Origin of the sequence: Micromonospora sp. SD12 (assembly GCF_052068495.1) — a bacterium.
GTDB lineage: Bacteria > Actinomycetota > Actinomycetes > Mycobacteriales > Micromonosporaceae > Micromonospora > Micromonospora echinofusca.
This window is the reverse complement of record NZ_JBQHDF010000024.1, coordinates 41,412-61,700: the sequence shown is the minus strand read 5'-3', so window position 1 is coordinate 61,700 and position 20,289 is coordinate 41,412. Positions and strand designations below refer to the sequence as shown.

At 73.7% G+C, this 20,289-nt stretch carries 17 protein-coding genes; 7 read left to right on the top strand and 10 right to left on the bottom strand.

Annotation, left to right across the window (positions count from 1 at the left end):
• Positions 1 to 146: 146 nt before the first annotated feature.
• A complete protein-coding gene (locus ACTMS2_RS27845; RefSeq protein ID WP_441178040.1) occupies positions 147 to 1,199 on the top strand; it encodes a hypothetical protein in 1,053 nt (350 codons plus the stop codon).
• On the opposite strand, the gene ACTMS2_RS27840 is transcribed toward ACTMS2_RS27845, so the two are convergent.
• Complete coding sequence (locus ACTMS2_RS27840) at positions 1,187 to 1,867, bottom strand: Tat pathway signal sequence domain protein (protein ID WP_441178039.1); 681 nt, start codon at positions 1,865 to 1,867, stop codon at positions 1,187 to 1,189. The two genes, ACTMS2_RS27845 and ACTMS2_RS27840, sit on opposite strands and share 13 nt — an antisense overlap.
• A 368-nt stretch (positions 1,868 to 2,235) precedes the next feature.
• Between ACTMS2_RS27840 and ACTMS2_RS27835 the strand changes: the two genes are divergently transcribed.
• From ACTMS2_RS27835 to ACTMS2_RS27825, 3 genes are all read left to right on the top strand, one after another.
• Positions 2,236 to 3,015: a TetR/AcrR family transcriptional regulator gene (locus tag ACTMS2_RS27835; RefSeq protein ID WP_441178038.1), complete on the top strand. Its 780-nt coding sequence runs from the start codon at positions 2,236 to 2,238 to the stop codon at positions 3,013 to 3,015.
• Positions 3,016 to 3,190: 175 nt separating this feature from the next.
• The gene (locus tag ACTMS2_RS27830; protein ID WP_441178037.1) at positions 3,191 to 3,820 is read left to right on the top strand and encodes a DUF6230 family protein; all 630 of its coding nucleotides are present in this window, start codon (positions 3,191 to 3,193) and stop codon (positions 3,818 to 3,820) included.
• 1 nt (position 3,821) lies between these two features.
• Positions 3,822 to 4,346 carry a DUF6114 domain-containing protein gene (locus ACTMS2_RS27825; RefSeq protein ID WP_441178036.1) on the top strand — a complete coding sequence of 175 codons (525 nt, stop codon included), beginning with the start codon at positions 3,822 to 3,824 and terminating at the stop codon, positions 4,344 to 4,346.
• A 1-nt stretch (position 4,347) separates the two neighbouring features.
• Here ACTMS2_RS27825 and murD read toward each other — a convergent pair whose 3' ends face one another.
• Positions 4,348 to 5,694: a UDP-N-acetylmuramoyl-L-alanine--D-glutamate ligase gene (gene murD / locus ACTMS2_RS27820; protein ID WP_441178035.1), complete on the bottom strand. Its 1,347-nt coding sequence runs from the start codon at positions 5,692 to 5,694 to the stop codon at positions 4,348 to 4,350.
• An 89-nt stretch (positions 5,695 to 5,783) separates the two neighbouring features.
• Between murD and ACTMS2_RS27815 the strand changes: the two genes are divergently transcribed.
• Positions 5,784 to 7,133 (top strand): hypothetical protein, encoded by a 1,350-nt coding sequence (locus tag ACTMS2_RS27815; RefSeq protein ID WP_441178034.1) that lies wholly within the window; start codon positions 5,784 to 5,786, stop codon positions 7,131 to 7,133.
• A gap of 42 nt (positions 7,134 to 7,175) precedes the next feature.
• Here the strand turns inward: ACTMS2_RS27815 and ACTMS2_RS27810 are convergent, their stop codons facing one another.
• Both ACTMS2_RS27810 and ACTMS2_RS27805 read right to left on the bottom strand, forming a co-directional pair.
• On the bottom strand, positions 7,176 to 8,969 hold the full coding sequence (locus ACTMS2_RS27810) for a PucR family transcriptional regulator (protein ID WP_441178033.1): 1,794 nt from the start codon (positions 8,967 to 8,969) through the stop codon (positions 7,176 to 7,178).
• Between the two features lie 155 nt (positions 8,970 to 9,124).
• Complete coding sequence (locus ACTMS2_RS27805; protein WP_357093949.1) at positions 9,125 to 9,547, bottom strand: MarR family winged helix-turn-helix transcriptional regulator; 423 nt, start codon at positions 9,545 to 9,547, stop codon at positions 9,125 to 9,127.
• Positions 9,548 to 9,633: 86 nt separating this feature from the next.
• Here ACTMS2_RS27805 and ACTMS2_RS27800 point away from each other — a divergent pair, with 86 nt between their 5' ends.
• Entirely contained in the window at positions 9,634 to 10,632 is a 999-nt protein-coding gene (locus ACTMS2_RS27800; RefSeq protein WP_441178032.1) for a quinone oxidoreductase family protein, read from the top strand.
• 65 nt (positions 10,633 to 10,697) lie between these two features.
• On the opposite strand, the gene argG is transcribed toward ACTMS2_RS27800, so the two are convergent.
• Positions 10,698 to 12,149 carry an argininosuccinate synthase gene (argG, locus tag ACTMS2_RS27795; protein ID WP_088999437.1) on the bottom strand — a complete coding sequence of 484 codons (1,452 nt, stop codon included), beginning with the start codon at positions 12,147 to 12,149 and terminating at the stop codon, positions 10,698 to 10,700.
• Positions 12,150 to 12,210: 61 nt separating this feature from the next.
• The gene (locus tag ACTMS2_RS27790) at positions 12,211 to 13,089 is read right to left on the bottom strand and encodes a TrmH family RNA methyltransferase (RefSeq protein ID WP_441178056.1); all 879 of its coding nucleotides are present in this window, start codon (positions 13,087 to 13,089) and stop codon (positions 12,211 to 12,213) included.
• 80 nt (positions 13,090 to 13,169) lie between these two features.
• On the opposite strand from ACTMS2_RS27790, the gene ACTMS2_RS27785 reads away from it, so the two are divergent.
• Positions 13,170 to 15,032: a thiamine pyrophosphate-requiring protein gene (locus tag ACTMS2_RS27785; RefSeq protein WP_441178055.1), complete on the top strand. Its 1,863-nt coding sequence runs from the start codon at positions 13,170 to 13,172 to the stop codon at positions 15,030 to 15,032.
• 3 nt (positions 15,033 to 15,035) lie between these two features.
• Here ACTMS2_RS27785 and ACTMS2_RS27780 read toward each other — a convergent pair whose 3' ends face one another.
• From ACTMS2_RS27780 to ACTMS2_RS27765, 4 genes are all read right to left on the bottom strand, one after another.
• The gene (locus ACTMS2_RS27780; RefSeq protein ID WP_441178031.1) at positions 15,036 to 15,599 is read right to left on the bottom strand and encodes a dihydrofolate reductase family protein; all 564 of its coding nucleotides are present in this window, start codon (positions 15,597 to 15,599) and stop codon (positions 15,036 to 15,038) included.
• Positions 15,600 to 15,860: 261 nt separating this feature from the next.
• Positions 15,861 to 18,095 (bottom strand): transglycosylase domain-containing protein, encoded by a 2,235-nt coding sequence (locus ACTMS2_RS27775; protein WP_441178030.1) that lies wholly within the window; start codon positions 18,093 to 18,095, stop codon positions 15,861 to 15,863.
• 143 nt (positions 18,096 to 18,238) lie between these two features.
• On the bottom strand, positions 18,239 to 19,033 hold the full coding sequence (locus tag ACTMS2_RS27770) for a hypothetical protein (protein ID WP_441178029.1): 795 nt from the start codon (positions 19,031 to 19,033) through the stop codon (positions 18,239 to 18,241).
• A gap of 148 nt (positions 19,034 to 19,181) precedes the next feature.
• Positions 19,182 to 20,288, bottom strand: a complete 1,107-nt coding sequence (locus ACTMS2_RS27765) for an SPFH domain-containing protein (protein ID WP_441178028.1) — start codon at positions 20,286 to 20,288, stop codon at positions 19,182 to 19,184.
• Between the last annotated feature and the right edge of the window lies 1 nt (position 20,289).

The window sequence follows — 20,289 nt, the reverse complement described above, 5'->3', positions numbered from 1 at the left end:
TAACCGCACGCTGCCACCACCCGGCGGCGGGGACAAGGGTCGGTGTGCCCCCGGCTCGGGGGCCGCCCGACACCGTCGTCGCCCCGGGCCGGCGACGACCCGCCCGTGCGCCGGCCCGGCGGCCCGGCCGCCGGTACGATCCGGCGGTGCAGACCGGTGAGGTGGCGCTCCCGAGCGGCGCGGCGGGCACGAGCGCCGAAGCGATCACGGCCGGCGTACGGGCCTGGGTGGGCTCGGCGCCGCTGCGCGGCCTCGTCGGGCACTTCGGCGGCGACTGGCCGGACGGGGACCTGGCGGCGGTGCTGGCCCGGCTCGACGACTTCTCGGCCCGGCACTGGGACTTCCGGGGTGGCCGCGAGCGCCCGGACGCCCGGGAGCCGGCCTTCGACCCGGCCACCGCGCGACTGGTGCTCGCCACCGCCGCCGCGCTCGGCATGGTGCGTCCGGCGGCGCCGGCCCGGCCGCGCTACGCCCACCTGGTCGTGCTCGGCGGGTTGGCGCACGCCTGCCAGCGCCGGGTCGCGTACGCGGCGCACCTGCTGCGCGCCGGCACCCGGGTCACCGGCGAGGTGGCGGTGCTGGGCAGCTTCCGCCCCCTGTCCGAGGTGGAGTGCCGGGCCCTGGACGCGGCCGGCGTACCGCCCTGCGACACGGAGGTGGCGGCGCTGGACGCCGCGGTGCGACGCGAGTTCGGGGTGGCCGCCCCGGCCGAGGACGACGGTCGGGACGCCGGGCACCCGCACCACTCCTGGTCGTCGCGCACGTACCGGCCGGCGGACGGCCCGCCGGTGCGGGTGCTGGCGGCGCCGTCCAGTGATCCGGCGCGGCGCCGCGCGCACACCGCCGACACCCAGCGGTTCTGGGCCGAGCACGTCCGCCTGCGCGCCGGCGATCCGGTGCTGACGGTGACCGCGCCGGTCTACGTGCCGTTCCAGCACTGCGACGCGCTGCGCACCCTCGCCGGGCCGTACGGCTGCGCGATCGAGACCGTCGGCGTCGACCCGGCCCTGCCCGACGTGGCCGGGCTGCCCGAGCCGGCGCTCACCCCGGGCCGCTACCTCCAGGAGATCCGCTCGGCCATCCGGTCGATGCGCGCCCTGCACGCGACGCTGGGCGACGGCTGGTCGACGCACGGCCGGGGGCCGACGCGCGACGCAGCGCCGCACGCCGGCCCGGTGGAGCGCGGTCAGTTGACGTAGACGGGGCTGTTGCCCTTGGTGGCGTCGCGCACCGGCGAGTACGCCGCGGAGAAGTACGCCGTGCCGAAGCAGAGGCTGGGGCCGGAGAACTTCGTCAGCGTCTGGTTGGTGAAGGTGATCGAGTTGTTGGCGTTGGTCGCCGTGCCGGTCAGGCTGTTGGTGCCGGTCCGGTACACGCAGGTGATCGGGCCGAGCAGCGAGTTCAGCACGACGGTGCTCTGGATCGGCGCCGTCGCCGTACCGCTGATCTTGACCACCCCGGCGCTGGTGACCGAGGTCGCGTAGGGCAGGTTCTGGACGGTCACGCTCTGCACCCCGGTGGTGCCGATGACGTTGGTGGTGCAGCTGGTGAAGGACTGGGCGGTCAGGCTCTCGGTGGCGGTGCCCGGGGCCGCCGGGTTGCTCAGCACCTTGGCGCTGAAGCTGGACACGGCGCACTTCACGCCGGTGGTGCCCGTGGCGGAGGAGTAGAAGGTGGCGTTGGTGCCGGTCCTGAGGCTGGCCTGGATCATATCGTTGACGGCGACGGCGGTGCCACCCGGCGTCGGGTAGGTCAGCACGTTGTTGGCGAGCGGTGCCGGGGCGGCGGCGGAGCCCGGGGCGGCGCCGAGGCCGGTCAGCAGCGCGAGGGTGGCGAGACCCACGCCGATTCGTCCGTACCTGAGCATGGTTCTTCCTTTCGGGGGACGGGGTGATCGACATGGCGCGGGCGGGGGTGCCCGCGCGGGCGTCGGGGGCCGTCGCGTCGCGGACGGCGGTGGAGGATGCCGGGCGGCCGTCGGGGCCGGGCGGCGGTGGTGGTGGTGTCGCGACCTCAGCGGGCAGGTCGGCGTGGTGTGCCGCGGCGTAGCGGCGTCACCTGCGTCTTTCCGGCCTTGGGAGGGCGCTCCTGTTCCGCGATAATGGCGGCCATCGAACCCTCCTTCGACGAGTCGAAGGGTGACCATCCGGAAGATCACCCAAGGTGATGGGATCCCGACTGAGCGTGCAGAAAGTTATAAACCCCGGAGGGTCTCAAAGTCAATCGAATCGAGAGGTGGGTACGTTGACCACGCCGCGCCGCCCGCATCCGGCACCCCTGCCGGGCGCACGCCCCGGCCGCGACCCCGACCGCGCGATCAAGCGCGGTCCGCGCCGGCTCTCCGCCGAGGCGGTGGCCGCCACCCAGCGGGACCGCCTCTTCGACGGGCTCGTGCGGGAGGTGGCGACGAAGGGCTACGACAACGCGCGGGTCACCGACATCTGCCACGCCGCCGGGGTGACCCGGCCGGCCTTCTACGCCCTCTTCAGCGGCAAGGAGGACGCCTTCCTCGCCGCGTACCGGCACGGCATCGCCGTGCTGTCACAGCTCATGGAGAGCGCCTACCGCGAGGCCGGACCGGCGTGGTCGGACGCCGCCCGCGCCGCGCTGCGCACCCTGCTGGAGGTGCTGGCGAGCGTGCCCGCCTTCGCCCGCATGGCGCTCGTCGAGGTGGACGCGGCCGGCCCGGACGCCCGCCGGGAGCGCGACGCGCTGCTCCTCAGCTTCCGCCGGTTCTTCGCCGACGCCGGCCCCGGCCCGACGGCCGTGGACGTGGACCGCGACGCGCTGGTGTCCACCGTGGTCGGCGGGATCCACGCCACCGTGCGCAGCTGGGTGGCCCGGGGCCGGGCGGCGGAGCTGCCGCAGTTGCTGCCGGTGCTCACCTACGCGGCCACCGCGCCCTTCCTCGGCCCCGACGACGCGGCCCGGGCGACGCGGCTGGCCCGCCCGGCCGACGGCCCGGGCACCACCGCGCCGTGCGCGCCGACCGGCGAGGCGGCCGCGCTCCCCTGACGCCGGGTCTGAAACCGCAGCGGTTTTTCACTTTGGCCGCATTTGGCAGATACCGCCTCAACCAGTACCCGCCAGCCGTTGACCAGCCATTTACTCGGCGGTAACTTCAGCCTGCGCAAACGCTCAAGCTGATTTCCCATTGTCGTGGATGAATTGATCTCGAAAGGGAGCCGTCATGTCGGAGCAGATCGCACCGGTCGAACCCGATCCGCCGCGCAGCGGCGTGCGCTGGCGCCGGTTCGCCGTCACGCTGGGCACCGTCGTGGCGGGCGCCGCCGGCATGGTCGTGCTGACCGCCCAGGGCGTGCTGGGCGCCCAGTTCGCCATCTCCGGCATGCCGTTCACCGTCACCGCCGACAAGCTCACCGGCACCGGATTCGAGCAGTTCGCCACCCTCGACCAGATGATCCCGGACAGCCCCAACCAGGGCGACACCGGCGGGCAGGTCCTGGTGATCGTGTCGGCGATCGACAAGGCCGAGCTGACCAACCTCTGCCAGAGCATCAACCTGGGCGGCGTGTACCTGAAGATCACCGCCGGCGGCGACGGCAAGCCGGTCACCGCCCGCACCCTGGTCGTCGACGGCGACGAGGTCGCCGGCAACGCCTCGTTCCGGAACATCAACGTCGGGCAGGACGCCAGCACCCTCGACCAGGTGCCCGGCGTGAGGGGCAACCCCGGCGTCTTCGCCCAGCAGGCCGACACGGTGACCATCACCAACCTGCGGCAGAACAACTACGCCACCACGGCGGCCGTGTTCAACCTGCCCAACCTGCGCATGGCATTCACCTCCGACGGATGCTGACGTGACCGCCGGACGACACCACCCGGTGCCGGCCGCCCGCCGCCCCGGCGGGCGCTGGCGCCGCTGGCGGCGGGGCCGCCCGTTCACCGCCGGCGTGCTCATCGCGCTCGGCGGCGTGGAGATGCTCGTGACGCTGCGCGCGCCGCTCGGGGTGCTGCTGCACGTCGGGCCGCAGGGGCTGGCCGCGTACCTGGTGCCGGCCGTCCTGGTGCTCTGCGGGGTGCTGCTGATCGCCACGCCGCAGCAGCGGGTCTTCTACGCCGTGCTGTCGCTGCTGCTCGGGCTGGTCTCCTGGTTGACCTCGAACCTCGGCGGCTTCCTGATCGGGATGCTGCTTGCCCTCGTCGGCGGGGCCCTCGCCTTCGCCTGGACGCCCGACAAGCGGCGCGAACCGGCCGACGCCACTGCGACGCCCCCGGCAAACGGGCCGGAGACCACGGACGAGGACGAGGACGACAGGGACGACGGCACCGCGCTGCTGCCGGGCGCGCGTACGCCGGACCCGACGCCGGCCGAGCGGGGCTGAGTCAGCCGGCGGTGTCGCGTACCGCCTGGGCGAAGACCTCGGAGCGGTGCTCGAAGTTGCGGAACCGCCCGTAGCTGGGCGCGGCCGGGGAGAGCAGCACCACCCCGTCGGCCGGGGTCAGCTCGCGGGCCAGCCGGACGGCGGCGACCAGGTCGTCGACCACCTCGGTACGCACCTTCGGCAGCCCGGCGAGCGCCTCGACGATCCGGGCGCCGCTGTCGGGGATGCCGAGCACGGTGAGCTCGCGCTCCGCGAGGTGCTCGCGCAGCGGCGTGTAGTCCAGGCCCCGGTCGGTGCCGCCGACGATCACCGTCAAGGGCCGCCCCTCGTACGCGTCGATGGCGTGCATGGCCGCGTACGGGCTGGTGGCGAGGGTGTCGTCGACGAAGGTCAGGCCGGACGGGTCGGCGATCTCGGTGAGCCGGTGGGCCAGCCCCTGGAACCCGGCGACCGCCACGGCCAGGGTGTCCTTGCGGGCCACCACGTCGACGCCGAGCGCGTCGAGCACGGCGAGGGCCACGCAGAGGTTGCCCTCGTTGTGCCGGCCCACGAGCGGCAGCACGGCGCGCGGGAACAGCGGCCGGTCGCCGAGGTGGAACCAGGGCGTACCGTCCGCGCCGCCGGCCACGTGGACGGTGTCCGGCAGGCCGGCGCGTACCGCCGCGCGGTCGCCCAGTTCGAGGGCGAGCCTCGGGTCGGCGCCGTTGACCACCACGGTCCGCGGCCCGTGCGCCAGCAGGTTGAGCTTGTCGCGGTAGTACTCACGCTCGCCGCCGTGCGCGTCGAGGTGCTCGGGGAAGAGCGAGGTGACCACCGCCACTCGCGGCGAGTCCGTCAGGTCGCTGCACTGGTAGCTGGAGAGCTCCAGCACGTACAGCTCCGCCTCCGGCAGGTCCAGCGTCGGCACGCCGATGTTGCCGCCGAAGACGTTCGGCCGGTCCACGGCGGCGAGCAGGTGGCTGAGCAGGCTGGACGTGGTGCTCTTGCCCTTGCTGCCGGTGACGCCGACCGTACGGGCGGCGTGGTCGGCCATCCACAGCGCCGTGCCCTGGGTCACGGTCGCGCCGCGCCGGCGCAGCTCGACCAGCCACGGGTGGGTCTGCGGCACGCCGGGCGAGCGGACCACCACGTCGGCGGCGGCCAGCCGGGCGAAGCCCTCCTCGCCGGTGACCAGCGGCGCCGCCTCCGCCAGGGGCCCCTCCCAGGGCAGGCTGAGGAAGTTGGCGCTGTCGTCGACGGCGACCAGGTCGGCCGGGCCGTGTGCGGCGACCGCGATCACCGCGGCCCGGCCCTCCCGGCCGGCCCCCCAGACGGCGACGGTACGTCCGCGCAGGTCAGACAGGCGCACGGGCTCTCCTCGGGGGATCTCGACGGTGAGACGGGGGCGGGTCCGCCGCAGCCGGACACGGCCGGACGAACCAGGGCCTAGTATGGCGTGTGCCCAATGAGCAGCTGCGGCGGATGGACGCCTTCACCTTCCCGTCCTACTCGATCGACCTCTCCACCGGGGAGGTGTTGTTCGACTACGCCCTCACGGGCCCCGACGGCGAGCAGCGGTTCACCGAGGTGGTCACCCTCCCCCTGCCGGACGCGCCACCGTCGGACGAGACCGTGGCGACCCTCGGCCGGGTGCTGGAGCTGCTGCACGTCGTCGCCGGCGTCAGCTACTACAAGGCCGCCGCGCCGCCCCGCCTGGTGCTGCCGGCGCCGCTGGGCACGGCCGCCGCCGAGCTGGTCACCGCCGTCTACACCAAGGGCCTCGCGGAGTACGCGTACCGCAACCAGCTGCCGCACGTGCTCGAGCTGCGTCCGGAGGTGCCGGCGGGCGAGGTGTCCGCGCCCCGGGTGTACGACGACTCCGACCGGCGTCCGCTCTCCGCGGTCGGCGGCGGCAAGGACTCCATCGTCAGCCTGGAGGCGCTGCGCCGGGCCGGCTTCGACCCGGTGCCGTTCTCGGTCAACCCCAACCACGTGATCGTCGCGGTGAACGAGGCGTCCGGGCTCACCCCGCTCGCCGCCCGGCGGCGCATCGACCCGGTGCTGTTCGAGCTGAACGCAGCCGGGGCGCGCAACGGCCACATCCCGGTCACCGCGATCAACTCGCTGATCGCGGTCGCCACGGCGGTGCTGCACGGGCTGGGCCCGGTGGTGATGTCCAACGAGCGGTCGGCGTCGGACCCGAACCTGGTCTGGAACGGCCACGAGATCAACCACCAGTGGTCCAAGGGCGTGGAGGCGGAGGGGCTGCTGCGGGCGGCGCTGGCCGGGCACGCCGGGCTGACCGAGCCGTACTTCTCGCTGCTGCGCTCGCTGTCGGAGCTGCACATCGCCCGCGCGTTCGCCGAGATCGACCGCTACGACGACGTCGTGACCAGCTGCAACGCCGCGTTCAAGCTGCGCGACGCCAGCGAGCGCTGGTGCCGCGACTGCCCGAAGTGCCGGTTCGTCTTCCTGGCCATGGCGCCGTTCATGTCCCGCGAGCGGGTCACCCACATCTTCGGCGGCGACCTGCTCGCCGACTCCTCGCAGATCCCCGGCTACCGGGAGCTGCTCGGCGTGGACGGGCACAAGCCGTTCGAGTGCGTCGGCGAGGTGGAGGAGTCGGTGGTGGCGTTGAGCCTGCTCGCCGAGCAGGGCCAGTGGCGCGACGCCCCGGTCGTACGCGCCCTGGTCGACGCGGTTCCGGCGACGGCCTGGTCGGCGGCGTCCGCCTCGGACGTCTTCACCCCGGGCGGCCCGAACCACGTCCCCCCACCGTACGCAAAGGCCCTCACTCCCCTCCCCTGACCGCCCGCCCCGTCCCGGACGGAGGCGCGGCGGGCGGGAGCGTCAGCGGGTACGGATGGCGTCCAGGGCCAGGAGGGCGACGTGGAGGGAGAGGCAGGCCTCCACCGAGTCGAGGTCCACGTCCAGGACACGGCGGATCCGGGCCAGGCGCTCGTAGAACGCCGGCCGGGACAGGTGCGCCGCGCCGGCCGCCGCCGACTTGTTCCGGCCCTGCTCCAGGTACGCGCGCAGCGTGCCGAGCAACTGCTCCCGGGGGTGCTGCGCGTCGTAGGCGAGCAGCGCGCCGAGTTCCCGCTCGACGAAGGTCTGCAACCGGGGCTCGTCGCGCAGCAGGTGCAGCAGCCCCGCCAGCCCCACGTGCGGCAGCCGGAAGACCGGCAGGTCCCGCCGGTCCCGGCGGGCGGCGTCGGCGATCTGCCGGGCCTCGATCAGCGACCGTCGCGCCTCGCGCAGGCCGGCCACACCCGACCCGGCCGCGACGAGCACCGCCCAGCCCTGCGGCGGCGCGCCGTTCGGGCGGCCGTGGGCGTCCGGGCGGGTGCGGCGCAGGGCGGCGGCGAACGCGGCCAACGCCCGCTCCTCGGCCGCCGGCTCCGGCAGGGCGAGCAGCACCCCGACCGCCTGGTCGTCGACGGCGCTGGTCAGCCCGGTCAGCTTCGCCTCGCGCAACGCCTGCCCGACGGCCTCGGCCAGGTCCCGCAGGCGCGCCGGGCCGGCCTGCGGGCCAGCCGCGCCGGCCTCAGCCGGGTGGCCGGGCTCCGCGAGCGGGCCGCCCTCCCCCGCCTGGTCGTCGCCGCGATGCCGCACCATGACCCCGACCAGGTGCCGGCGCTCCAGCACCACGCCGAGCGCCCGGGCCCGCAGGGCCACCTCGTCGACCGGCAGCGAGTGGTCGAGCAGGGCGGTGAGCAGCGTACGGTGGATCTGCCGCTCCAGGCCCTCGGCGTCGCGCCGGATCAGCCGGCCGAGCGCCAGCGTCGAGGCGGCCCGCTCGACCAGGATGGTCAGCCGGGTGGGCGGGGCCGTCGGCGGCGCGGCGATGCCGACGGTCGCGCCGCCCTCCTCGCCCGGTTCGAACCCGCGCCGGTCGGCGGCCAGGTCGCCCCCGCCCGGCCAGCGCAGCAGCAGCCGGCCCCAGTCCTGTCCCCGGGCGCCGACGGTGGTGACCAGCCAGCTGTTGTCGGCGTCGTACGCGGTCCGTCCCGCCGGCCGGATCCGCCGGGAGTGCTGCTCCCAGCAGTCCAGCAGCAGCTCGGCGCTCTCCCCCGCCGGGTCGTACGCGAGCACCTGCCGGGAGAGGTTCTCCAGCACCACCGGGCAGCCGGAGAGTTCGGCGGCCTGCCGGACCACCTCGCCGGGGTCGGCGCCCTCCACCGACAGCTCCGTGAAGCGTTGGTGGATCTCCTCCGTCGCCCGCAGTTCGGTCAGCTGGGCGTCGACGATCAACGCGTGCACGGCCTCGGTGATCCGGACGAACGGGGTGGCCCGCCGCAGCTCGACCAGGGGCAGCCCGCGCCGTTCGGCGGCGGCGGCCATCACCCGGGGCACCGCGCTGGCGTACCGGCGGCCCAGCTCGACGACCAGACCGGAGACGCCGACGTCCGCCAGGTCGCCGATGAACGCGCGCAGCCCGGCGTCGTCGGCGGGCAGCCCGATGCCGGTGGTCAGCACCAGCTCCCCGCCGCCGAGCAGGGGGGCGATGTCGGGTACCTCGGTGACGTGCACCCAGCGCACCGGGCGGTCGAGGCCGGCTTCGCCGGCGACCAGGCGCGGAGCGCCGTGGCGGACCGGGTCCAGCGCGAGTACCTCACGGACGGTAGGGAACACGGGCGACACGCTACCGTCCGTGATGTCAATTCCGCACGGACAGCCGCTCGGGTTTCGGCCCGCGCCGCCCAGTATCGGACCACGTTGCTCGGTCCCGGCCTGCTACGGCCCGCCCGCGTGAAGCGTCGTCTCCCAGCGTGACGGGGTGCGGCCGGGGGTGCGGGTCAGCCCAGCGCCTTGCGCAGCAGCGCCGTCAACTGGTCCTGCTCGTCGGGTGAGAGTCGTCCGACCGCCGTGCGGGCGAACGTGAAGGCCTCGGCGAACCGTTGGTTGACCTCGTCTCCCCGGGGGGTTCTCCCGACGAGTCGGGCGCGACGGTCCCGGGGATCCGGCTCGCGGGCCACGAGGCCGAGCGCTTCGAGACGCACGACGATCTGGGTGATGTTGGAGGCATCGCAGCCCAGTTCCTCGGCCAGGGCGCCCATGCCCCGTCGCTCGTCGAGCCGCCCGAGTACACATGCCTGCGCCGGGCTGAGCGACAGCTCGGCTGCCGCCGCCTCGTAGGCGCGGTCGTACACGTCGACCAGGTCGAACAGGACGGCCTCGGCCTCGGACGAGGCGGTCACGGGTCCGTTCGGCAGCGCCATGTCCCCAGCCTAGATGATTTATTTGATTCACTCAAATACCTGTGGTCCAATGATCCTTGATGCACTCAAGCAAACGAGGGGGGCCGATGGAGAGCAGAGTCGAGCGCACAACGGGCGGCGCGATCGTGGTGCCGCAGATGAACGCGGTCGTCCTTGACCGGTTCGGCGGAGTCGACGAACTCTCGTCGCGCCGGATACCGCTCCCGCAGGTCGGCGACGACGACGTCCTCATCCGGGTGGAGTTCGCCGGGGTCGGGTCCTGGGACGCGGGCGAGCGGGAGGGGGAATACGACGGCGTTTTCGGTATCGCGTCGACCTTCCCCTATGTCCTCGGCTGGGACGCGGCGGGCACGGTGGCCGCGGTCGGCCGCAACGTCACGCGGTTCGACGTGGGCGAGCGGGTCTACGCCGCGACGATGCCGGTGCCGCGTGGTGGCTCCTACGCCGAGTACGCCGTCGTCGAGGCGGAGTTCGTGGCTCGCGTGCCCGACCGGCTGTCGACCGGACAGGCCGGCGCGATGCCCTGGGACGCCCTGACCGCACTGAGCGGTCTCGATCTGCTCGGCCTGCGGCCGGACGAGACGCTCATGGTCTTCGGGGCCAGCGGGGGTATCGGGCACATGGCCGTGCAACTGGCGCGGCACAGCGGCATCCGGGTGCTGGCCGTGGCCTCCGGTGACGACGGGGTCGCCCTGGCCCGGCGGCTGGGCGCCGACGACGCCGTCGACGGTCGCAGAGACGACGTGTTGGCTGCGGCGTTCGAGTTCGCACCGGGCGGGCTCGACGCTGCTCTGGTCACCGTGGGCGGCGAGGTCGCCGAACGATCCCTCCGCGCGATCAGGAAGTCGGGACGGATCGCCTGGCCGAACGGTGTGTTGCCCGCGCCGATGACGTCGCCGGGCGCGACGCTGTCCCACTACGACGGGGATCGGAGCCGCACCGCCACCGATCGGCTGAACGCGATCATCGAGGCGAGCCACTTCGAGGTCCACATCGCCCGGACCTTCCCGTTGGAGCGGGCCGGGGACGCGCATCGCGCCCTGAACGATCACTACGTCGGGAAGCTGGCCCTCAGGGTCGGGTAGAACGCGAGCGACGCGGCCCGGGGGCCCCTCCCGCCGAGGGGCCCTCGGGGAACGTCCGGCGTCACTCAGTCGACGCCGAACTCCATCGCGGCGCGGTCGAGCGCCTCGTCGTCGCCGGACGAGACGCCCCGGGAGGCGATGGCTTCCGCGCCGCCCTGCGGCATCGCACCGATCAGCCCGGTCGAGGCCGCCTGCGCGGCGCCGACCATCCGCTGCGGGGTCGGGCCGCCGACCATGCCGAGGGTGGCGTACTGCTCCAGCTTCGCCCGCGAGTCGGCGATGTCGAGGTTACGCATGGTGAGCTGGCCGATCCGGTCCGACGGGCCGAACGCCGAGTCCTCCGTACGCTCCATCGACAGCTTGTCGGGGTGGTAGCTGAACGCCGGGCCGGTGGTGTCGAGGATCGAGTAGTCCTCGCCCCGGCGCAGCCGCAGCGTCACCTCGCCGGTGACCGCCGTGCCGACCCAGCGCTGCAACGACTCGCGCAGCATCAGGGCCTGCGGGTCCAGCCAGCGGCCCTCGTACATCAGGCGACCGAGGCGGCGGCCCTCGTTGTGGTAGTTGGCCAGGGTGTCCTCGTTGTGGATGGCGTTGACCAGCCGCTCGTACGCGGCGTGCAGCAGCGCCATGCCGGGCGCCTCGTAGATGCCCCGGCTCTTGGCCTCGATGATGCGGTTCTCGATCTGGTCCGACATGCCCATGCCGTGCCGGCCGCCGATGGCGTTGGCCTCCAGCACCAGGTCGACGGGGCTGCCGAACTCCTTGCCGTTGATCGTCACCGGGCGGCCCTGGTCGAAGCCGATCGTGACGTCCTCGGTCGGGATCTCCACCGACGGGTCCCAGAACCGGACTCCCATGATCGGGTTGACCGTCTCGATGCCGGTGTCGAGGTGCTCGAGGGTCTTCGCCTCGTGCGTGGCGCCCCAGATGTTGGCGTCGGTGGAGTACGCCTTCTCGGTGCTGTCCCGGTACGGCAGGCCGCGTTCGAGCAGCCACTCCGACATCTCCTTGCGCCCGCCCAGTTCGGCGACGAAGTTGGTGTCGAGCCACGGCTTGTAGATGCGCAGCTGCGGGTTGGCCAGCAGGCCGTAGCGGTAGAACCGCTCGATGTCGTTGCCCTTGAACGTCGAGCCGTCGCCCCAGATCTGGACGTCGTCGGAGATCATCGCCCGCACCAGCAGGGTTCCGGTCACGGCCCGGCCCAGCGGGGTGGTGTTGAAGTACGCCCGCCCGCCCGAGCGGATGTGGAAGGCCCCGCAGGTCAGCGCCGCCAGGCCCTCCTCGACCAGGGCGGCGCGGCAGTCGACCAGCCGGGCGACCTCGGCGCCGTAGCTCAGCGCGCGACCCGGCACCGAGGCGATGTCGGGCTCGTCGTACTGGCCGATGTCGGCGGTGTAGGCGCAGGGCACGGCGCCCTTGTCGCGCATCCACGCGACCGCGACCGAGGTGTCGAGGCCGCCGGAGAAGGCGATGCCGACACGTTCACCGATGGGCAGGGAGGTGAGGACCTTGGACACGGGAAATATTATGCACCAGGCCGCATGGGCATGCAAATAACGGCGCCTCCACGCCGCCGCGTCAGGCGAAGTCGTCCCGGCCCAGCTCCCAGAAGGCGACCGCGGCCGCGGCGGCCACGTTCAACGAGTCCACCCCGCGCCGCATCGGGATGACCACCCGTACGTCGCTGGCGGACTGGGCCGCCGCGGTGAGGCCGGGGCCCTCGGCCCCGAGCAGCAGCGCCGCCCGCTCACGCTGCGTCGGCGTGAGCCGCTGGATCGGTACGGCGTCCGCGGCCGGCGTCATGGCGAGCACGGTGAAGCCCGCCTCCCGCACCTGGTCCAGGCCCGCGGGCCACTGCTCGAGCTTGGCGTACGGCACCGCGAAGACCTCCCCCATGCTGACCCGGACGCTGCGCCGGTACAGCGGATCGGCGCAGGACGGCGACAGCAGCACCGCGTCGATGCCGAGCGCGGCGGCGCCCCTGAAGACCGCCCCGAGGTTGGTGTGATTGTTCACGTCCTCGAGGATCACCACCCGTCGGGCCGCCGCCAGGACGTCGGCGGCGACCGGCAGCGGCTTGCGCCGGAACGACGCCAGCACGCCCCGGTGCACGTGGAAGCCGGTGGCCCGCTGCAGCACGTCCTGGGTCGCGGCGTAGACCGGGGCGTCGCCGGTGTCCAGATCGGCGAGCTGATCGACCCGCTTGGCGTCCACCAGGTACGACCGGGCCGGGTAGCCGGCCCGCAGCGCCCGGCGCAGCACCAGCTCGCCCTCGGCGATGAACAGGCCGTGCGGCGGCTCCCAGCGGGTGCGCAGTTCGACGTCGGTCAGCGCCCGGTAGTCGGCGATCCGGTCGTCGTCGGGGTCGGTGATGGGGTGGATGGGCACCCGCCGATTCTGCCGGACGCGCGGCGGCCACCCCGGGCCGCCCGACGCCGGGGCACCCCGGGGCGTTATGTCCGGGTAAGAAGGGGAATGGCGGGCCGGAGCGGTCGGACCGACGGAAGGACAGCCAGGTGAACGTACGTCCCATGGGCATGCCGGAGCCGGCCGCCGAACTCCCGGACGGACGGCGCGTCGACCTGGGCCCGCTGCCGCGCGACGCCACCGTCGCGGACCACATCGTGCACCGGTTGGCCGGCTGGGGCGTACGCCGCTACTTCGGCTATCCCGGCGACGGCATCAACGGCCTGACCTCGGCGCTGCAACGCACCGGGGAACGGACGCAGTTCGTCCAGGTCCGGCACGAGGAGACCGCCGGCTTCGCGGCCTCGGCCCACGTCAAGTACGGCGGCGGGCCGCTCGGCTGCGCGCTGGTGACGAGCGGTCCCGGCGCGATCCACCTGCTCAACGGCCTGTACGACGCCAAGCTGGACCACCAGCCGGTGGTCGCCCTGGTCGGGCACACCGCGCTCACCGCCGAGGGCGGCGGCTACTACCAGGAGGTGGACCTGCTCGCCCTCTACAAGGACGTGGCCGCTGCCTTCCTGGCCCAGCTCGACCACCCCAGCCAGGTACGCCACCTGGTCGACCGGGCCTGCCGCACGGCGCTGGCGCGGCGTACCGTCACCGCGCTGGTGCTCCCGTCGGACATCCAGGACGCGCCGGCCGTGCCGGAACCGCCGCACGCGCACGGCTACTACCGCACCAGCGACGTGCCCGGCACCGGCCCGACGGTGCCGCCGGAGGCCGACCTGCGCCGGGCCGCCGAGGTGCTGGGCGGCGGCGAACGGGTCGCCATGCTGGTCGGGCAGGGCGCGCTCGGCGCGGTCGACGAGGTCCGCGCCGTCGCCGACCGGCTCGGCGCGGGGGTGGCGACCGCGCTGCTCGGCTTCGCCGCGGTCGACCACCGGGAGCCCTGGGTGACCGGCGCCATCGGTCTGCTCGGCACCCGGCCCAGCTGGCAGCTGATGAACGAGTGCGACCGGCTGCTGATCGTGGGCAGCAACATGCCCTACTCGGAGTTCTACCCCCCGCAGGGGCGGGCCCGCGCGGTGCAGATCGACCGGGACGGCACGCAGTTGGGGCTGCGGTACCCGACCGAGGTGAACCTCACCGGAGACGCCGGGCCGACTCTGCGGGCCCTGCTGCGCGAGCTCGGGCCCGGCCCGGGGCCGACCCGCTGGCGGGCGACGATCGGCGAGGCCACCACGGCCTGGCGGCGTACGCAGCGGGAGCTGGCCGGGCAGTCCGCCGACCCGGTCAACCCGCAACTGCTCTTCGCCACCCTCAACGACCGGCTGCCGGACGACGTGATGATCGCGGTCGACTGCGGCACCACGACCGCCTGGTACGCCCGGCACGTCCAGGTGCGCCCCGGCATGCTGGCCAACCTCTCCGGCACCCTGCTCTCGATGGGCGGCGCGATGCCGTACGCGCTGGCCGCCAAGTTCGCCCACCCGGACCGCCCGCTGGTGGCCCTGATCGGCGACGGCGCGATGCAGATGAACGGGGTCAACGAGCTGATCACGGTGGCCAAGTACTGGCGGAGCTGGTCGGACCCGCGGTTCGTGGTGCTGGTACTCAACAACCGGGACCTCGCCTTCGTCAGCTGGGAGCAGCGCTCCAGCGAGGGGACGCCGATGTTCCCCGACAGCCAGCAGTTGCCCGACATCGCCTACCACCGGTGGGCGGAGGTGCTGGGCCTGGGCGGCGAGCTGGTCGACGCGCCGGAGCAGGTGCCGGGCGTCTGGGAGCGGGCGCTGAGCGCGGACCGGCCGGTGGTCGTCAACGCCCTGGTCGACCCGGCCGAGCTGATGCTGCCGCCGCACTTCACCGCCGAGCAGGCCCGCAACACCGCCGCCGCCGTCCTGCGTGGCGACACCGACTGGGCGGGCATCATCCGGCGGGGCCTGCCCACGGCGGTCGCCACCCTCCGGTCGGGACGCGGACGGGGCTGACTGTCAGCCCTCCCGGCGGTAGCGCAGCAGGACCGACCGGCCGTCGAAGACCCGCGAGTCGACCAGGCGCAGGCCCATCCGCTCGCTGGGCGCGAAGACCGGCTTGCCGCCGCCGAGCACCACGGGGTGCACGAAGATCTGGTACTCGTCGATCAGGCCGAGTCCGGTCAGCGCGCCGGCGGCCCCGGCGCCGCCGAGGAGCAGCAGGTCGCCGCCCGGCTGCTCCTTCAGCGCGCTGACCTCCTTGCCGAGGTCGGCACCCCCGACCACCTGCGCGCCGTGCTCGGCCCCGGTGAGGGTGCGCGAGACGACCACCTTCGGCGTACGCCGCCAGATCGGCGCGAACGCCAGGTCGTGCGGGTGGTCGGAGATCGACTCGACCTGCGGCCAGTACCCGGCCATGAGTTCCCAGACCCGGCGGCCGTAGAGGAACGCGCCGACCTGCTCGCACTGCGCCAGCGAGTACGCGGACAGCTCGTCCCCCATCTGCGGCCAGTCGAACTCGCCGTTCGGCCCCTCGATGAACCCGTCGAGCGACTGGTGCACCCCGTAGATGATCTCTCGCATGGTCTTGCTCCCGCTGGCGTCGCGACGCCCCTCGTGGGCGTCCTCGCCAGGTGGTCGGAGCGGCGGCGCCGGCTTTGACATCCCCGGACGACTCTTCTTCGGGACCTTCCGCGACTGGTGTCGAAGCTGAGGGCCGGCGGAGGCTCCGGCTGCGCGCTGTCGAGCTGCCCCCCACGGATGGGGCAGACCGGGCAGGGCGGGGCGGCGCCGCGACCGGCGCGCGGCACTCCGACGCCCCGCCCGTCACCTCGCGGCCCGCGGTCAGCCGCGGCGCTCCAGCCAGCGGCGCAGGTCGGACAGGCGCTGATCGTCCGAGGGCGACGGCCGCCGCTCCTCCGACGGACGGCGCTCCTCCGACGGGCGGCGCTGCTCGACCGGCGGGCGCTCCACCGGGCGGCGCGGGTCGCCGATCAGCTCCCGGCTCGGGGCGGCGAAGGCCTTCTCCGGCTCACCCGCGACGGCGGTGCCGATGACCCGGGCGACCGCGTCGATCACCTTCGCCTGCACCGCCGCGCCCACCGAGTCGGTCGGGTCGTCGGGGTTGGCGGCGATGCCGGCGACCGCGACCTGCGGGGTGAAGCCGACGAAGGTCTCGGTGGCGTTGCGCTCCGAGCTGCCGGTCTTGCCGGCCACCGGCCGGCCGTCGAGGATCCGGTTCACGGAGGTGGCCGTGCCCCCGTTGCACTGCGCGAGCGTGGACTGCTGACCGACCGGGCAGCGGGCCGCGTCGGTGGCGGCCCGGGCCACGTCGGCGTCGAGCACCCGCCGGCAGGACGGGTCGCCCACGGGAACCCGCTCGCCGTCCGGCGCGGTCACCGAGACCACCGGCAGCGGCGCGCAGTAGGTGCCCTCGGCGGCCACGGTGGCGTACGCGTTGGCCAGGTCGAGCGGGGTGGTGGCGGTCACGCCCAGGGTGAACGAGCCCCAGTCGGCGGCGTCGTTCTCGGCGAAGGTGGCGTCGGCGTCGGCCCGGAAGGTGATGCCGAGGCGCTTCGCCATCTCGACCACCTTCTCCTGCCCGACCTGTTCGGCCAGCCAGACGAAGTAGGTGTTCACCGAACGGCCGAAGCCGTCCCACATCATCCGGTACCCGTCCATCCACTCCGGGTTGGCGTTGGCCGGGCACCACCGGCCGTCGCAGCTGCCCTCGCCCTCGGCGGCGTACCGGGTGGGCAGCCGGCTGGGCGCGTCGAAGCCGGTGGACAGCGGCTTGCCGGCCTCCAGCGCGGCGAGCATGGTGAAGAGCTTGAACGTCGAGCCGGCCTGGTAGCCGTCCACGCTGTCGCCGCCGGAGATCAGCGGGTTGACGGTGTTGGGGTGGTTGGCCTGCCCGTCGGGGTTGGGATCGAGGCTGTAGTGCCGGTTGACCGCCATCGCCAGGACCCGGCCGGTGCCCGGCTCGACGGCGGCGATCGGCAGGGCGCGCTTGTTGTCGTACGAGTAGACCCGGGTGGCCTCCTTCTGCGCGGTGGCCTGGACCTGCGGGTCCAGCGAGGTCACCACGGTGTAGCCGCCCCGGCGCAGCGCCTGCTCGCGCTCCTCGACGCTGGCCCCGAACTCGGGCTGCGCGAGCCACCACTGCCGCAGGTAGTCGCAGAAGAAGCCCCAGTCGTCGTGGCCCTGGGCGACGGCGGTGCAGCCGTTGGGCTGGGCGGTGGGGCGCAGGGTCAGCTTCTCGGCCCGGGCCCGCGCGGCCTCCTCGGCGCTGATCGCTCCGGTGGAGACCATCGAGTCGAGCACGTAGCCGCGCCGCTGGAGCGCCGCGTCCGCGTCGCCGTCGATCGGGCTGTACGCCTCCGGCGACTGCACCAGGCCGGCGAGCAGTGCCGCCTCGCCGAGGGTCAGCTCCGCCGGGGGCTTGGCGAAGTAGCGCTGGCTGGCCGCCGCGATGCCGTACGCCCCGGAGCCGAAGTACGCGATGTTCAGGTACCGGTTGAGGATCTCGTCCTTGCTGAGGCGCTGCTCCAGCGCCGTGGCGTACCGGATCTCCTGGATCTTGCGCCCGACGGTCTGCTCGGTGGCCGCGGCGCGCTCCTCGGCGGTGCGGCCCGGGTCGGTCTTGAGCACGTTGCGGACGTACTGCATGGTCAGCGTGGAGCCGCCCTGCTGGCCACCGCCGGAGACGTTCGACACCACGGCCCGCAGCAGCCCGCGCAGGTCGGCCCCGCCGTGGTCGTAGAAGCGCCGGTCCTCGGCCGCCACGATCGCCTGCCGCATCACCGGGGCGATCTCGTCGAGCGGCACGTCGGTGCGGTTGACGTCGTAGAACGTGGTGATCAGCGTCCTGCCGTCGTTGGCGTAGAGGTAGGAGCGCTGGGGCGTGGCGGGGGTGCGCAGTGCCTCGGGCAGCGCCGCGTACGAACCGACCGCGGCCTTGGCGGCGAACCCGAGCAGCAGGTTTCCCGGCAGCGCGGCGACCGCCAGGACGAGGCCGGCGAGCACGCCGGCGAGCAGCACGGTGAACAGCCGCGACAGCGGCGGGCGGGGTGGGGCCATGGTCCCCAGGATTGCCACGGAAGCGGCCAACCGACCACCCCTGAAGCCCTGCTGTCAGCAACTTCACCGCCTGCTGCCAGCGACTTTCCATCCCCGGTGCCCCAGCGGCACCGGTGGCCCCACCGGACCCGCCGGCGCGCCGCTCAGGTGGGCAGGGCGCCGTTCGGGCCGGGCGCGGCCGGGGCGGCGGTGAGGCTCGCGCTGGCGGCGTCGCGGGCGATGTCCCGGGGCACCAGCCGGCCGGAGCGGTAGCCGATGCCGATGCCGGCGATCAGCACGAAGATCGCGCCGAAGGTCTGCAACGAGCCGATCAGCGCGCCGCCGACGCCCAGCAGCGGAGCGGCGATCATCAGCATGGCGCCGTCGCCGATGCTGAACGTCCCGGAACGGGCCACCGACCAGCCGGTCAGCAGCCAGCCCAGGCTGTAGCAGGTGGCGCCCACGAGGACGAGGGTGCGGGCGGTGGTGCCGAAGACGGGGGTCTGCTCCGCCAGGCCCGCGAAGGGCAGCATCAGCACCGTGCCGGCGATCGACACGAGCAGGCCGGCGACGGCCGCCCGGCGGCTGCGGGTCGCCGCCAGCAGCCCGGTCAGCGCCAGCAGGGCGAGCAGCCCGAGCCACACCGCCGCCACCCAGCCCACCAGGTAGAGGGGCCGGCCGTCGGCCGGGTAAGGGTCGTTGCCCACCCCGCCGTCGCTGCCCATCGCCACGACGGCGTAGAGGATGGCGTACGCGGGCAGCAGCCACACCGCGCCGCGGGCGAGCCGGCGCAGCGACCAGGCCCAGGTGGCGTTCGTGGCCGGCCCGACCGGGGTCGGCTCGACGAAGGGCAGTACGCCGAACCCCCCGCCGGTGCGCCGGCTGCCGAGCGGCCCGGTGGGGTCGTGCGCGCCGGGCACCGGGGCCGAGGAGCGTACCCGCTTCGCCGGATCCTTCATGCGTCACCTCGCTCGTCCGACGAGCGGTGCGGGACGCGCCGGGGCGCCCCGATGCCTGCTCACCGCCCGTCCTAGGACCGATGGTGGCAGGCGACGGAGCGCCCCATGAGTTCTTCTCGCATTTTCGGGCGGTCGTCGCCCGGGCCGGTCAGCCCTGTTCGCGCTGGTTGGCCGGGTCGCGCAGCAGGCTCGCCGGGGAGACCGGCTCGGGCGCCGGCAGTCCCTGCGGCTTGCCGCCGGAGGCCTGCGCCTCGGCGACGCGTACCTCGTCGTGGATCTGCTGCGCGGCGGCCGCCGCGGCCTGCGCGGCCTCGGCCGCCTCGCGCTCCACCTCGCTCGCGCTGCCGGACGCCTCCGGCGTCGGCTCGTCGCCGACCATCCGGCTCAGCCCGCCCAGCGCGCCGCCCATGCCCTCCAGCGCCTTGGTCAGCTCGGCCGGCACGATCCAGACCTTGTTCGAGGTGCCGTTGGCGATCTGCGGCAGGGCCTGGAGGTACTGGTAGGCGAGCACCTTCTGGCTCGGATTCGCCTGGTGGATCGCGTCGAACACCGTCCGGATCGCCTTCGCCTGACCCTCGGCCTGGAGGATGCGGGCCTGCCGGTCACCGTCGGCGCGCAGCACCGCGGACTGCTTCTCACCCTCGGCCGTGAGGATCTGCGACTGCTTGTGCCCCTCGGCGTTCAGGATCGCCGCCCGGCGGTCCCGCTCGGCGCGCATCTGCTTCTCCATCGAGTCGCGGATGCTCGCCGGCGGCTCGATCGCCTTGAGCTCCACCCGGGTGACCTTGATGCCCCACCGGCCGGTGGTCTCGTCCAGCACGCCCGACAGGTGACGGTTGATCTGATCGCGGCTGGTCAGCGCCCGCTCCAGATCCAGCGAGCCGATCACGTTACGCAGCGTGGTGACGGTGAGCTGCTCGATGGCCTGGAGGAAGTTCGAGATCTCGTAGGTGGCCCGGACCGAGTCGACGACCTTGAAGTAGAGGACCGTGTCGATCGACACCACCAGGTTGTCCGAGGTGATCACCGGCTGCGGCGGGAAGCTGACCACCTGCTCACGCATGTCGACCTTGGTGCGCACCGCGTCGACGAACGGGACCAGGATGTTCAGCCCGGGGTTGAGCGTGCGCTTGTACTTGCCGAGCCGCTCGACCACGTCCTGACGCTGCTGCGGCACGATCCGCACCGCCTTGGCCAGGGTGATCACCCCGATCAGCGCGATGGCGATCAGTAGGACCGGGATCACAAGTTCCATG